17 protein-coding genes are annotated in these 14,091 nt (G+C 52.9%); 1 reads left to right on the top strand and 16 read right to left on the bottom strand.

Features of this window, described 5'->3' with window-relative positions:
* Positions 1–48: 48 nt before the first annotated feature.
* Positions 49–591 (bottom strand): hypothetical protein, encoded by a 543-nt coding sequence (locus KXD93_RS22635; RefSeq protein WP_258139651.1) that lies wholly within the window; start codon positions 589–591, stop codon positions 49–51.
* 522 nt (positions 592–1,113) lie between these two features.
* Entirely contained in the window at positions 1,114–1,692 is a 579-nt protein-coding gene (locus KXD93_RS22630) for a UPF0758 domain-containing protein (RefSeq protein WP_258139650.1), read from the bottom strand.
* Between the two features lie 108 nt (positions 1,693–1,800).
* Between KXD93_RS22630 and KXD93_RS22625 the strand changes: the two genes are divergently transcribed.
* The gene (locus tag KXD93_RS22625) at positions 1,801–2,196 is read left to right on the top strand and encodes a hypothetical protein (RefSeq protein ID WP_258139649.1); all 396 of its coding nucleotides are present in this window, start codon (positions 1,801–1,803) and stop codon (positions 2,194–2,196) included.
* A 75-nt stretch (positions 2,197–2,271) separates the two neighbouring features.
* Here the strand turns inward: KXD93_RS22625 and KXD93_RS22620 are convergent, their stop codons facing one another.
* The 14 genes from KXD93_RS22620 to KXD93_RS22555 all read right to left on the bottom strand — a co-directional run bounded on the left by KXD93_RS22620 (position 2,272) and on the right by KXD93_RS22555 (position 13,744).
* Entirely contained in the window at positions 2,272–2,451 is a 180-nt protein-coding gene (locus tag KXD93_RS22620; RefSeq protein ID WP_258139648.1) for a BF3379 family histone-like protein, read from the bottom strand.
* Positions 2,452–2,513: 62 nt separating this feature from the next.
* Positions 2,514–3,884 (bottom strand): hypothetical protein, encoded by a 1,371-nt coding sequence (locus KXD93_RS22615; RefSeq protein ID WP_258139647.1) that lies wholly within the window; start codon positions 3,882–3,884, stop codon positions 2,514–2,516.
* Positions 3,884–5,005, bottom strand: a complete 1,122-nt coding sequence (gene traM / locus KXD93_RS22610) for a conjugative transposon protein TraM (protein WP_258139646.1) — start codon at positions 5,003–5,005, stop codon at positions 3,884–3,886. The genes KXD93_RS22615 and traM overlap by 1 nt, the downstream gene beginning before the upstream one ends.
* A 26-nt stretch (positions 5,006–5,031) precedes the next feature.
* Entirely contained in the window at positions 5,032–5,235 is a 204-nt protein-coding gene (locus KXD93_RS22605; protein ID WP_258139645.1) for a hypothetical protein, read from the bottom strand.
* 20 nt (positions 5,236–5,255) lie between these two features.
* Positions 5,256–5,876, bottom strand: a complete 621-nt coding sequence (gene traK / locus KXD93_RS22600; RefSeq protein ID WP_258139644.1) for a conjugative transposon protein TraK — start codon at positions 5,874–5,876, stop codon at positions 5,256–5,258.
* A gap of 102 nt (positions 5,877–5,978) precedes the next feature.
* Positions 5,979–7,196: a conjugative transposon protein TraJ gene (gene traJ, locus KXD93_RS22595; RefSeq protein WP_308726303.1), complete on the bottom strand. Its 1,218-nt coding sequence runs from the start codon at positions 7,194–7,196 to the stop codon at positions 5,979–5,981.
* A gap of 45 nt (positions 7,197–7,241) precedes the next feature.
* A complete protein-coding gene (locus KXD93_RS22590; RefSeq protein ID WP_506546845.1) occupies positions 7,242–7,874 on the bottom strand; it encodes a TerB family tellurite resistance protein in 633 nt (210 codons plus the stop codon).
* Positions 7,875–7,890: 16 nt separating this feature from the next.
* Positions 7,891–8,607 (bottom strand): hypothetical protein, encoded by a 717-nt coding sequence (locus tag KXD93_RS22585; protein ID WP_258139642.1) that lies wholly within the window; start codon positions 8,605–8,607, stop codon positions 7,891–7,893.
* Entirely contained in the window at positions 8,594–9,283 is a 690-nt protein-coding gene (locus KXD93_RS22580; protein ID WP_258139641.1) for a conjugal transfer protein TraI, read from the bottom strand. The genes KXD93_RS22585 and KXD93_RS22580 overlap by 14 nt, the downstream gene beginning before the upstream one ends.
* 79 nt (positions 9,284–9,362) lie before the next feature.
* The gene (locus KXD93_RS22575; protein WP_258139640.1) at positions 9,363–9,731 is read right to left on the bottom strand and encodes a hypothetical protein; all 369 of its coding nucleotides are present in this window, start codon (positions 9,729–9,731) and stop codon (positions 9,363–9,365) included.
* Between the two features lie 9 nt (positions 9,732–9,740).
* Positions 9,741–12,212 (bottom strand): TraG family conjugative transposon ATPase, encoded by a 2,472-nt coding sequence (locus tag KXD93_RS22570; protein WP_258139639.1) that lies wholly within the window; start codon positions 12,210–12,212, stop codon positions 9,741–9,743.
* Positions 12,202–12,534: a DUF4133 domain-containing protein gene (locus tag KXD93_RS22565; RefSeq protein WP_258139638.1), complete on the bottom strand. Its 333-nt coding sequence runs from the start codon at positions 12,532–12,534 to the stop codon at positions 12,202–12,204. The genes KXD93_RS22570 and KXD93_RS22565 overlap by 11 nt, the downstream gene beginning before the upstream one ends.
* A 72-nt stretch (positions 12,535–12,606) precedes the next feature.
* Positions 12,607–12,891, bottom strand: a complete 285-nt coding sequence (locus KXD93_RS22560) for a DUF4134 domain-containing protein (RefSeq protein WP_258139830.1) — start codon at positions 12,889–12,891, stop codon at positions 12,607–12,609.
* A 148-nt stretch (positions 12,892–13,039) separates the two neighbouring features.
* Entirely contained in the window at positions 13,040–13,744 is a 705-nt protein-coding gene (locus tag KXD93_RS22555) for a hypothetical protein (RefSeq protein ID WP_258139637.1), read from the bottom strand.
* Between the last annotated feature and the right edge of the window lie 347 nt (positions 13,745–14,091).

Genomic DNA, 14,091 nt, shown 5'->3' with positions numbered 1-14,091 from the left:
CAATACGCCCCCGGCAATTTCAACCCCGGGGGCGTAACCATTGAACAACTATGCAGGTATTTGGATACCTGATTCGATTTCGGCCAATTTATCCACGCAAAGCCGGTTCACCATCTGGGCGACTGTCCAGATGATAGTCGGGTTCTTGGTGGTGAAAGTTTGGCGCTTATCATCGGTGATGGTCAGGGCACAGCCCTGGTAGATATTACCGCCCGTTTCGTCCGCCTCCTCCTTCAAATCGAATTCAAAGCCCTCCAAATTATCAATGGTTTCCAATAACTTATCCCGCTGGATCTTTTTGCGGTGCAGCTCCTCCACCAGCTTCAACGTACCGTCCAAATTCAGCACCGGCTTTTTATCCCCCGGTTTTACCTGTTCCGGCTGTGGTACTGCTGCTTTAACCTGCGCTGATTGGGCTTGTTCCGCCTTTGGCGCCTCTTTAGCGGGTTCGGGCTGCTGTTCAACTTTCGCCGAATCCCTGTTCACCGGGTTCCCCGCCACAAACTGGGGGTTCTTATTTTCAACGGTAACCGGGTTTTCCTTTTTAACTGCTACCCCGTTCTTTACAACTTCCTTTACTTTCGTTTCCATAACTTTAATTTTAAAATGTTTTAAATTGTGTTTTACTCGTTCACGGATAAGGTTTTATTTTCCGTTTGACCCGCCGCCTTCGGTGGCTCCCTGCTTTTTTTCGTGTTCATGCTGCTTACTTTTTTTAATTCCCGTCGGCACATGCCTCCGGTGGCTTTTTGTAAGCACCCTCACCTGAAAAAGCCGGTCAGCCCGGCAAGACTTTGCGGAAAAAAATACGACCCGAGCGCAGCGAGGTGTGGAGATTTTTTTCCGGCAAACCCGCAGGGCCTGGTCTTGACGGGCTGATCCGGCGTTCAGAACTTTGCTTGCGAAAAAGCCAGTGGAGTATCCTGGACATGGTAAATAAGCGCTATAAAAACCTAAAAAAACAGCCAAAAGGAAGTATGGGTGATTGTCGCCAGCCCAGCTGTGAACGGCAGTGAACTGCCGGGCGAAGCGACGGAGCCCAGGCTTCCCAACCCGCAGTGAAGCGGCTGAGCGAAGCAAAGCGGCTGGAACTGCTGGCCTGGCTAAATACCCTTAGTTATTGATGGCGCTTAACCAAACCCTCTTATTGTGAAGGGCCGCGATCCGCAAACCCAGCTCCATTGCAGCAATAATGGTTGATGACTTCGCCCGGCCCATGCCCTTAAACACACACAACGCCTCCATCGTGATCACCGCAAGCCGGCTGAGGTCATGATCGATGCTGGCCAGTATCCGCGCCGCCAGTCCGACCGCCGTTTCATTGGGCGTCCCGCTGCCGATGAGCATCGCCAGCAATTCCGCATCTGTCATGGCTGTTCTCCCGCCAGCCATCATTTTTTCGCGGGGCCGGCTGTCCGGGTGCCAGGCCTTAATACCGTTAACCCGTTCAACAGCGGCATACTGGCCGATCTGCTGGCTCGCCGTACGGAACAGGGAGGAAAGCGCCTCCATCGCAAACTCGAAATTTTCCTGGAAGATCACGACGCCGCTGCGTTGGTAAGTATCATCGCCCTTATGGTCGCTCCTGCTGATACTGATATAAAAGGTGCCGTTATCGGCTTCCATGAAATCAAAAAAGTAAAACTTTTCCAGGTGGGAAAAGCTTTCGGTAACTAAAATTTTATCCCTCATATCGTTTCATTTTTGTCCACAAAAATGGATAGGGCATAAAAAACAATTGATTTAAAACAATTATATCCGGTCGGATCGTTTATAGTTTAGTAAATCAACCAGATAGAGATGCCGATATTTGACGCCGGGCATTGCCATTATTGCAACAGGGAGCTATTTGGCGGCCGTTCAGACAAAAGATTTTGCAGCGATATTTGCCGGAATGCATTCAACCGGGAAAGGCGAAAGGATGAAGCCCGGCTGTTTGGGGAAGATGTCAGGGAACAGATCCTGAAAACAATTAAAAAAAATTACGCCCTGCTATTGAAGTTTAATCCCATGGGTGAAAGCTTCCGGATAGTGGACCGACAGGCGATCTACCTGAAGGGATTCAATTTCAGGTACTTTACCAGCTGCAAAAAAGTCGATAATGACCTTATTTATTTTTGCTTTGATTATGGTTGGCGGGACCTGGAATATGGGTTGATCGAGTTATTCGTCGACGAGGACCAACTGATGAAGTAGCCTGCAAGAAAAGAAAGCCTGGTCAGACGACCAGGCTCCCAGGCAATGTTTACCAACAATTTTTTTAGTTGCAAATTATTTACCGGCGTTTTTCTTATCCGTCACTTCCTTACGGATATCCGTCGCCAGCACTTTCAATTGCTGCATCGCGTTCCTTAAGCGGGTGCCGGCGGCTTTATTGCCTTTTTCATAAAAAGCTTCGGCATCTTGTTCCGTATTGTCCAGCAGTGATTTGACCTCTTTGAATTTGTCCATGATAAATGATTTGAATTGATAATACTATTAATTAAAAATTTAAGCCCGCAAATATAAAGGATTTAGCGATTCACCGCCATTTCCTTTTCCTGTGCCTGGCCCTTGCCTTTATCCAGCTTCATTTGCTGTTCCAGCGCCGGTTCCTTCAGGAACTGTTCCCGCTTTTCGGATTTGCCGTCCTCCTGGTAAAAATTGACCTGGCTGTAACGCGGCGATGTTTCGAGGTGCAATTTCATTTCCTGCCCGTCCCTGACCACGGTAACCAGGGGGCGGTTGCCGTTCTCCAGCGTCTTTTGCAATTGCGCCGCCTTTTCCGGGCTGTTCATTTCCCTGATCTGGTATTTCTCCAGCACCCCCTTCAAATCAAAGCCATATTGCGGCACCGAAAACTGGGTCGTTGAAAAATTCTGGTATTTGTCCTTGGGCTGGTCCTTGTCCAGCTTGATCCAGGCCTGGTATTGCTCGCCGCCCAACTTGACCAGGTCATCACGAAAAACAGCACGCCCCTCGATCAGGTTGGCGGCCTGTTCCGCGGTAAAGCCCCTGCCCTTGTCTACGAAAATGGTTTGCGTTACCGCCGGTATGCGAAAGGTACGCTGGAAGTCCTTCGCGATATAATTGACCTTACCGTTCTCCATCCTGGCCAGCTCCACCTTATGCCCCGCATCCTTGCCGGCTGCCAGCTCGCTGTTGCCCTGCTGCTCCTTAAAATAACCGATCGCCGCACTTACGTTTTCAAACGAACGCACCAGGTTCTTCCCCGCTTCCTGCGGGTTCGGACTGATCACCATGTATTTCTGCCCCTCCTCCAGCGGCTTACCCGTGTTCAGCGCCACGGTATATTTATTTAAATAATAATACTCCGACTGGCTGGACTGTTTAAAATGCAGCGTCAGGTCGACATTCCGGTTGCCGCTGACCTTGTCATGCAGGTCAAAATCGGTCGCGCCGCCCTGCATCCGCTTTTCCATTTCGCCCGCGACTTTCGGACTAAAGCCCAATTGCTTTAGCTCCTCTTTTAGATTTTCCAGGTTGTTTAAATTCATACTGTTTAAATTTTGATGTATGGAATGATTAAAAATTAATGCTTCGTTCTTAATAATGCCCTGCAGGCTGTTTACCACCTGCTCGATGGTCGGTAAACCAGCGAACGCCTGCCAGATATCCGGGCGTTCTGCGGGTTCCAGGCCAAATTGTGCCAGCCGGTCGGTAAGCAAACAGGCCTTCATGCCCTTGACCTCGAACCGGTGCCCGGGGTGGAACCTCACCGACAGCTCCATCATAATAATGGTTTGATCCGGCGTCTTTGCACCGGTCTGGTGCACATAGCTCAGCCTGCCGCTGTCATACATGGCAGCGATCGCCCGCGCAATCCGGTTACCGTCATAGCCGCACTCCTCCAGCTCCTGCTCCAGTTCCGCTACCGACAGCATCAGCGCCTCCCGCTTTGGTTGTTCCGCAGCAAGACCGCTTCGCCGCCCTTCAGCTTCACCTTCACCCGCCGCACCTTTTTCCCGATCAGCGTTTTGGCCGCCGAGATCCCCGCCGCAGCCGCCTGCGTCCCCAGCGATTCATCCATGCCCGGGAACTCCATGTTGTCCAGCGCCCCTGCCGTCCCGTTGCCTGCCGCTTCCCCCAGTTCCGCCTCCGGCGCGTTAATGCCCGGCATCCCGTCCAGCGAAAACACCGTCAAACTAACCGGAATGATCGAACTCCCCAGGCGGATATTCCTGATCTCCAGCAACAAGCGCTGGTTGGCGATCACACACAAACCGGAAAGTACCTGGCCCTTTGGGTAGCTAATGCCACCCAGCGTCACCGTATCCTGCAGCCGCAGCCTGACCATCCCGCCCTGCAACACTTTTTGGTTACCATCGATCAGCGCGGGAATGGCCCGGAACGCCGAGTCCTTTACCGCCGCTTTGACAGCAGCCTCCCCCGCCTGCTTTTCCAACGCCGAAACCGGGTGCTGAATCTGCATGAGCTTATCCAGCATCCCATTCAGCTGCTGCAACTGCGGGTCAGGCGGACCCGCCTCCTGCTTTTCCTTTAACAGCTTTTCCAGCCGGTCCAGTTCAGCGGTGGAGGCGGCAATTGGGCTACCTGCCGCAGTCACCGGCGTAACCACAGGTGGCGCATTGATCTGCCTGTTGATCTCCGCCAGTTTTACCGCGATCTTCGCTTCGTTATCCGTTGCACTACCTGAACCGGTCACACCGGTGCTCCGTACTTTGGCCACCCCCATTCCCTCGTTGTGCCTGAACGTAGCCGTATCCCAACCTAAACTTGCAAAAACCTCCGCTGAACTTTTAGCATTCGCCGCCGTCGAATCCCTTTTCGCCTTTTCGTACAGGCTGTACTTATCGTCCTTTCCCTTAGCCAGTCTGGCCCCCGGCAGTTCGGTATTGATACCCCTGCCTGGACCTGCCGCGCTTAATTGCCCGTTGCCCTTACCCCCGCCCAGCGCGTAAAAGCCCAGCGCCAGGAACGGTAAAACCAGCAGCGGTAAAAAAAGCAGCATTTTTTGTTTTCTTTCTTCCGGTGTTGAATTCATAATTGATTGGATTAATACATAAATGATTAAAAATGGCTGATGGCCTTCATCAGCAACCAAAGCGACAAACCACCGAAGACCAGGCAGAACGCCACCAGCGCCATAAGCTTCGAACCCTGGTCCCAATAGGCTGTCTTCCGTTCCAGGTAAGTCGCCAGCTGCCGCTGTCGTTTTTCCAATGCCCCGGTCAGGCATGACCAGAACGCTGTGGGTTGCCGGGGTACCCTCACCCGTCGCCTCCCAAACCAGCTCATGGCGTCCCCCCTTTCACATCATCGTTTTGCAGGATCTCCCAATTGCGGATCAGGAACCCATGCGGGTTATTGTCTGTCTCCGATTTCAGGTCGCTGACCGTCCCTTGCGTCACCAGACGCCGCGTCACGGTACTGCTCGAGCGCACCAGCTTTTCCGTCGCAAAACAGGTAAATGCATAGGGATAGCTATCCATCCCCAGCCGGATACTGTCCACCGTCACCTGCTGGTCGATATTGCCAGACACCAGGTTATTGTAATAACCCGCCTCCCGCAGGTTATCATAGGCCCTCTTGGCACTCTCGTCCGCCAGGTAAAACGCCCTGGTCACCGTCGCCTGGATCGCCTTGTCATCCGGCACCAGCGTAAAAAAGTCCTCGTGGAACACCCTGATATGGTCGCGCAGCTCTACCGGTAAATTCACCTTCCGGTCCGCCGCCAGCGCCTCCAGCACCTTCCCGTTATACAGGATATGCACCCTGTTCTGCGCCGCGTCCACCAGCGCATAACTTTTATAAATGCAAAAGCACACGCAAAACACGTTAGCCGCGATCAGCAGGAAACTGAACAGCCTTACATGCTTAAAAGCCGTATCGATATTTTTGAAATGTTGAAACATAAGCCTAGCCCCCCAGCCCCCTAAAGGGGGCGTATTAAAAAATTGATAATAAAACCCTAAAAAACTTTGCCCTATTTGCTCCCCCTTTAGGGGGCTGGGGGGCTACCCTTTTAGCTTATCCTTTTGATGCGACGAACCCGCGCTGTCCCAGCCCGCTTTAAAATCGGCTGGCGCGTTCAGCACATTACTCCGGAACTGCTCGCCGCGCCCGCCCAAAGCGGCGGCGCCGCTCACCACCGTATTCGTCGCCGTACTTACCGTTGTTGCCGCCACACTTGTCACCCGGTTCAGCAAACCGTTCCCCCCATGCGCGTGGATCACGTAATTGGCCACACTCGGCACCGAGAAGTAGCCGACAATGCCGATACATAAAAAGATCAGGTAAGCCGTATCCGTCGGGCTGAAGAAGGTATCGCCCGAGCTATGGATCTGCGAAATATCCAGTTGGATCATCTGCTGCTGCACTTTACCGATGATACTGCCGAAGATATTGGCAATGGGCAGCCACAAAAAGATATTGATATAGCGCGCGATCCATTGCGTCAGCGTATGCTGCAGCCCGTCAAAGACCGCAAAACCGAATACCAAAGGGCCAAGGATCGCCAGCACGATCAGATAAAACGTCCGGATCGTATTGATACACAGGATCGCCGCTGCGTACAACACCTGCAGGATCTCGCTCATCCACTCCTTGATATTATTCTTAAAGTTATAAGCCTGCTTATCCATCCAGAACTTCATATCATTGCCCAAAGCCGAAAACGTCCCTTCGTTGTTATCATTCGGGTCATCCGGGTGCGTGTACTTGTACCACTTATCCCGGTCGCCGTTCCCGTCATCGCCCACATACATTTGGTAGGAACTGCTATTCTTAATGGCATCCTCCTTCTGCTTCAACAACAGCGCGATACTGTTATTCGAGTCCGTCACCATCCCCGCCGTCGCCGCAACGACCGGCTGCATGATCCCGTTCATCAAACTGATCACCGCCGGGAACAGCATGATACACATCCCCAGCGCGAAGGGCCTTAACAAAGGATAAAAATCCAGCGGCTCGGCATGCGCGATCTGCCGCCACACCCGCGACGCGATATACCACAAGGCTGCAAAACCCGCGATCCCCCGCGCCGCATCGATCAAACCCGAACACAAGGGGATCATCTGGTCATAGACGTTGTTCAGCACCGGCTGCATCCCCTGTAAGCTCGAAGTGAGGTCCTGGGCCGAAGCAAACGAAGGCATCAACCAAAACAACAACAAGCCCCCCAGCCCCCTAAAGGGGGAGCTTTTAAATACTTCATTGATCTTCAATATTTTCATACACTATTATTAAAAACATTAATTTTTTGTTCCCCCTTCAGGGGGCTAGGGGGCAAATCTTTTTAATTCATCCGCGTCATTTTGTTCCTTCAGCCGCTGCACCAGCAGCACTTGCACCGAGTTATCGAAATACCGCAAAAACACCAGCTTGTGCTGCGTATCGTCATACAACTGGTCGATCTGCTGCAAGCGCTCCGCATCACTCATGCGCAGCGTACCCGCGGTCAGTACATTCGCCAGGTTGGTCAGGTTGTCGACGCTGCCCTTCAGCAACTGGTTAAAGACGTTGTTCATATACAGCAGTTCCCCGGCACTGAAATGCCCCGAACCCGAATATGTCCGCATCATCGCCTTCCCTTCCGACACGATACGCGCCTGGTTCGCGATGATATCCGCGATCCGCCCATACTTTCTAACCTCCGGGCTCACCGCCTCCAAACTGTTCAGGAAAGCCGAATGCAGGTTAAAGTTCCCCTGCGACAAATCCTTCACTTCGCCATAGCCCTGCGTCAGGATTGTATAGCCCGTCTTCATATCCGACAGGATCGCCTTGAACTGCGTCAGTTTCTCAATGTCCAGGATCAGCTGCTGCATATCCGAACTCTGCGCCGAGGCCCGGCCCATACTGCCAAAAAACAAACCAGCCAGCCCCGCCAGGAAGACCAGGCCTCGCCTCATATTCCCCGGCCAACACCTAATCCCCAGTTCCATACAACCGCATTAATGTTCCCGGATCATGCACATTATTCCCCCGCTGCACCACCAGTGTACGCACCGCCGAACAAAACGAGCAGCTGAACAGATAGGCATCTTTGATCGAGGCAGAAAGCCGGTTGATCCGCACCATCCGGTCCGCATCCGTCATCGACAATCCGCCGGGCGACAGCACCGTGTGCAGGCCGGAAAGGTCCGCATTGCAAGCCGCCAGCACCCCGCTGCCTACCCTGTTTACATAAGCCTGCTCTCCCGCCGACAACCCCGCCAAACCCTTCAAGCCGTTAAACTGGCTTTCCACACTTTGCACCTCCGATTGCAGCGAAGCCACATCCGTAGCCGCCTTTACCTGCGGGCTAACCAACTGCAGCGCAGCATAATAATCCTTATGTAAACCGAGTTCCCCATCCTTAAAATTCGCCACCATCCCCCAGTCACTTTTCGCCAGCGCGTAACCCTGTTTCACTTCCCGGTCAAAAGCCTCCAAAGCCGCGATCTGCTGCCCCAGGTATTTTACCAATGTCTTCTTTTGAGAAAACCACTCCGCCAAGGTCTGCGCCTGCGCGGGCTGAAAGCTGAAAACACAAAGACCAAAGCAAAACAGGAACACACCCAAACCGACCATCCACCGCACAGCAGGCAAACCTTTCATCTTTAAGCTTTTACCTTTCCGCTTAAACACCTCACTCGATCCCATAATACCGTTTTAAAGTCAGCACCTCGTTCTCATCCGACGCCCGCTGGATGCTCAATAGCTGGTTCTGCGCGTTAAAAGCTTGCAGGTCATTGTAATTGCTGTCCATATGGTCAGCCGCCTTGTTCACCAGCTCCAGCCGTTTCGCATCCGGCATCTGCGTTTTACCCGCGTGCACCACCGCCAGTAACTGGTCGAGGTCACTCACGCTCGCTTGTAAGATGCCCGAATACACCCTTTCCATATAAGCCAGCTCCTCCGCCGAAAAATGCTTATCCTGCTTCAGCAGCCCCCAGGCCTGGTGATAGGCATTGACCAGCTGCACCTGTTTTTGCGTCAAATCCGTCAGCCGCGAATAATAAGCGATCGCCGTTTTGATATCCCATAACTCGCTGTAATAGCCGCTGAACAGGTCCTTTTGCTTCTGCGACCATTCAGATATTTCCGCCAGCTTCAGCTTCGACAACTGGTTCTCCAGTGTCTTTTGCGCATCCTGCAGCCAGATCGTCTGGTTCTGCAAACGCTGCACCTCCAGGTCGATGGCCCGGATCACCCTGCCCACCGTCTCGCCCAGCACCTGGCTGACCACGATCTGCGCATCCGCCCCCTGCGGGATCGCCACGAAGAGCGTCACCGCCGATATCGGCAGGATCACCATATACTTCTTTACCTTCTCCATAAAAAATGACACAAAGCCTCCTCCTTGCCGTTAAAACGACATTAAAAATTGATCCCTAAATTTGATTGATTAAAAAACGCTAAAGCTTTCTATACACCGCCTGGTTGATCAGCAGCACCCCGCGTGCCCGGTCAAACCGGAACACCCGGCCGCTCTGCGGTTCCGACAGCTCCAGCTTCGCCGGGTCAAAAACCGTCTCATAGTTTTTCACCCGCAGCCGCCTGGGCAATAGCTTACCATCCCGCAATGCCCGGTAGCCCGTGCGCCACACCAAATGGTAATGCAGCTCACCGCCAGCCGTAATGACCAGTGTATCGTTCGCTACACCGTACTCCCCCTTCGCCGCGTTCACATAGGTACCCGGTATAAAATCCTGCACCCGCTTCGATTGATTGTGGCAGGCCGCCAAAACCAGTGGCAGGCCCATAATGATTAACAAACTTTTCATAACAAAGAATTAATGTTTATTCCGCAGCTCTTCCGCCAGCACGGCAATACCCTTTTGGATACCGCCATACTTTTTCGCGTATTGCCGCACTTTCACCTGCTCGCTCTCCTCGGTGGTATAGGCCAAATATTCCTCCAGCGACACCTCCGTCCGGTACACCCGGGATAGCGGCCCCATAATAAAGGCCACCTCCTTGTACCTCCGTTTCGGGTCGTTCGCCTTGTTCATCGACAGGATCAGCGCCTTATCCTTATCGGTCAGACCCAGCAGCTCCTGGATCTGGTCAAACTTATTCTGGTATTTGCTTTGGTCCAGCAGGATCTTGCAATCGGAGTTATTGATGATCGCCTGCTTCACCACAGGCGAAGAAATGATATCCTCCACTTCCTGCGTAACCACCACCGCCTCGCCGAAGAACTTCCTCACCGTCTTGAACAAATACTTGATGTACTCCGCCATTCCCTCCTTAGCAATCGCCTTCCAGCACTCCTCGATGAGCAGCAACTTACGCACCCCCTTCAGCTTGCGCATCTTGGAAATAAACATTTCCATCAGCACCAGCGTTACAACCGGGAACAGGATCGGGTGGTCCTTGATATTGTCCAGTTCGATCACGATAAAAGGCTGGTGCAGCAGGTCCAAATTCTCCCGCGCATTCAGCAAATAATCAAACTCCCCGCCGCGGTAATAAGGGTTCAGCACATACAGGAAATTCTGCACGTCAAAGTCCTTTTCCTTCACCGACTTCCCCGACAGCACCTGCACATACTCTTCCCGCAGGTACTCGTAAAAGGTATTAAAGCACGGAAAGACATCCGGGTGTATCACCAGATGCGCAAAATAGCCAGTCAGTGCATTGGAAAGCGCCACATATTCCGACCTGCGGAACACCTCGTCATCCTTCTTCCACAAAGCCAGCAGCAGCGTCTTGATACTTTCCTTCTTTTCCGTATCCAGCACATCACCCTCACCCAGGTAAAAAGGATTGAACCTGATCGGGTCATCCTCCGAATACGTAAAGTAATACCCGCCCACCAGCTCGCAAAGCCCCTTATAACTGTGGCCCACATCCACCAGCACCACGTGCGCCCCCTGCTCAAAATAAGACCGGACCAAATGATTGGTAAAAAAGGACTTGCCCGAACCCGAAGGCCCGATGATGAACTTATTCCTGTTGGTCGTATAACCCAGCCGCATCGGCTCATCCGAGATATCCACCTGCACCGGCCGCCCCGTCAGCCGGTCACCCATCCTGATCCCAAAAGGTGAAACGCTGCTTCTATAATTCGCCTCCAGGTTAAAAAAACAAGCGGCCTGTTCCGCGAACGTGTCAAACGTTTCATTCATCGGGAAATCCGCTTCATTGCCAGGCATCCCCGCGAACCAAACCTGCGGCGCGCCCACTGTTTCCAAACGCGCCACCGCGTCCAGCTGCGCCATCGCCGAACCCACCAAATTCTTCAGCTCCCCGGCCTTCACCGCATCCTCGCGCCAGCACAACACATTGAAATGTGCCTTGACCGGCAGCCGCTGCGAACCAATCGCCTCGTTCAAAAAGTCGTTCACCGCGTCCCTGGCTATGGCATTCTCCCGCGAATAACCCGACAAGCTCTGCAAACGCAGCTTCTTCGCCTCCAGCTTTTTGATCGTTTCGGGCCCGTTGCCGGTAAACACATACTGGTTCAGGATATGGTTACAGGGCAGCAACTGCCCCAAAGGCGAGGCGAAACCGATACTAAACTTCGCCCGGTCCATCGAATACCGGTCATAATTGATCCGCGAACCGCACAAAGGCGGCAGATCGGCCACATCTGCGAGCGTATACAACTCGCAAACCTTGTTCCCCACCTGCAGTCCGTCGCGGATCCGTATATCCGCCAAACCCGGCCGCTCCCCTTCGGCCACCAACAAACAATACCGCTCGATCACCCCGGCAACAGCTTCCGTACCCGCCAGCAAATCATCACCCAGCCGCACCAATCCCACAAAACCACTATCCGACAGCACCCGCACAAACTGGCCCGCTGCATCCAGGAAATCTTTATACAAAGCCCCGTCCAGCACCTGCTGCGGTACGATCCCTTTCCGCAGCAAATTCGAAAATGCGGATGAACCTAATTTCCGATCCTTCGGCTTTTGCGTCAGGAAGATATAGCAGCTATGGTCCAAATATTCCCGCTCGTTAAAGAACCGCTCGCTGGAATGCGACAAAAAACTTCCACCGTTCTTTTCAAAATCCGCCAGATACTTACCTTCAGTGAACCAATCCTGCTTATGAAAGATACAGCTCTCCGGCAGCAGCCGGATCGCCTTCACCCAGGCCTGGTGGTATGCCTCGTAATCCCGGTCAGACAGCGTAAAGATCTCCGGCAGCTCCGCCCTAAAGCCAATCGTCACATCGCCGAAGGCCGACAGGATCGCGCCGTTCTCCACCCTCACCAGGGGCAATATATCCGCCAGTTCCGCTTCCCTATACCCCATCACGGCCTCCCTTCAAACCAACAAACACCTGACGCGAGCTGACCACCAAATGCCCCGGCAAAGCCCGTCCCGCCCAAAACTTCATCAGCCCATGCTCCCCAAACCGCGCACTCAGCTTAAACACACCAACAAACAAGCCTGTACCCGTACCCAGCACCAGCGGCAGGATCAACCAAAGCCCCAGCCCACAGATATACAATACCGCGAAAGCGATCAGCAGCGCCACCAACCCCACCGCCAAATAAGCGATATACTGCGCCTTCAGCCCCCTGAAGACAATGGGTTTCGACACCCCCTTATTGACCTGATATACCGAACTCATTAGCCCTCCCAACCCTCCCTAAAGGGAGGAATTAAAAAAATAAACCTCAAACTATACAACGGCAGCATACGATCACAAACCAAAGAACGATTTCAACACTGTCGCTACGATCACCAGGAACACGCAGGAGCCAAACCAGGCAGCCGCCACCTTATTCGTATCCGGTTCCCCCGCGTTCCACTTGTTGAACACCTTTACCGCGCCGATAATCCCCACCACCGCGCCAATCGCATACATCAAATTACAACCCGAATCAAAATAACTTTTGACCTGCGTCGTCGCCTGGGTAATACCCGCATTGCCATCCTGTGCCAGGCAATCATTGACCATAAACAGCGTCGCGCCAAACAAGAGCATCTTCAGTAAAGCAGACTGTTTCGCTGGATAAAGGATCTGGGGGAAAGAGAAAAGAAACCAGTATTTTTTTTGAATGAATTTCATAAGATTAAAGAATAACTAAACACACCACATAAAAGCTCACACCACACACAAACAGGGAACCGCATCAGCCCCAGAGCGCATCCAGTTCCGCGTCCGAGATCGGGAAGAGCACATGATCACGGATATACCCGTTCAGGTAACCCTGGTCAGCAGTTCCCCGGATCTGCGGATACTTCATGCTCACCAGCCCGAACAACGCCGTAAATTCCGCCTTGCCGCCCTGTTCCGTCTCGAGCACATGAAAAATATTCTTCAGTTCCTGGATCACATCCGGGATAAGGCCCCGCTGCCGCTGACGCCGTTCTTCGGCATCCTCGTCCGCTCCCAGCGGGTCAGCAAACCCGAACAGGTTCATCGATACCCTGGACATTCCCGCCGGCATCGCCGGCTTACCCATCAGCTCCGCCTCCTGGCCCTCCGGCTCCCCCGTGCTGATTTCCGCGGTGCCGACAGGCTTCCGGGCCGGAAGCAGCGGAGCGCTCCTTTTTACCATCCCCCTCCATACCTCCCGGACCTGTTTACGGTAAAACAAAGCCAGCGCCCCGTACCAGACCAGGCTCAAAACCGATGCAGCGACCAAAAACTGCTGCCATGTTAAATGCTGAAACATAAGATTTGAATTTCCCGCCGGCCCCATTGCCGCCGGATCACAGGACAAAGGTTGCCCAATGCCGGACAGAACCATGACAAGCACCAAACCCCTCCCCATCAAAATTTTAGCATACATCTCAAAGCCAACACGATGGAATTTGCGCGGTTGAGATTTCAACCGAAATTCTTTTAGACAGACGCGGCAGTTGGATGTGTGGACACCTTGTTTAAGCCAATCGGGAATTGGCTAATTGGCACCTGTCCCGCCCTATTCTGCGATCTATCAAGTCAAGTCGGATTTGAATTTACCGCCAGGTGCGGCACGCGAACCATATTTGATGGCAACCTGAAATCCGTGAACAATGCAATTTGCGCAAGAGGCAATTCATCTCCCCGTGCAAATTTATTTGGAAAGCTGCCCCGGAGGGTATTAAAATTCGACTAATCATATCAGAGAAGGGAAATGTTCAGATCAGACACCTTCTTGAAAATTAAGGGCCATTGGCGCCAATAATTCTGAGCCAG

Origin of the sequence: Mucilaginibacter phenanthrenivorans, from assembly GCF_024721155.1 — a bacterium.
Classification (GTDB): Bacteria; Bacteroidota; Bacteroidia; order Sphingobacteriales; family Sphingobacteriaceae; genus Mucilaginibacter; species Mucilaginibacter phenanthrenivorans.
This window is presented reverse-complemented; position numbering and strand designations above follow the sequence as displayed.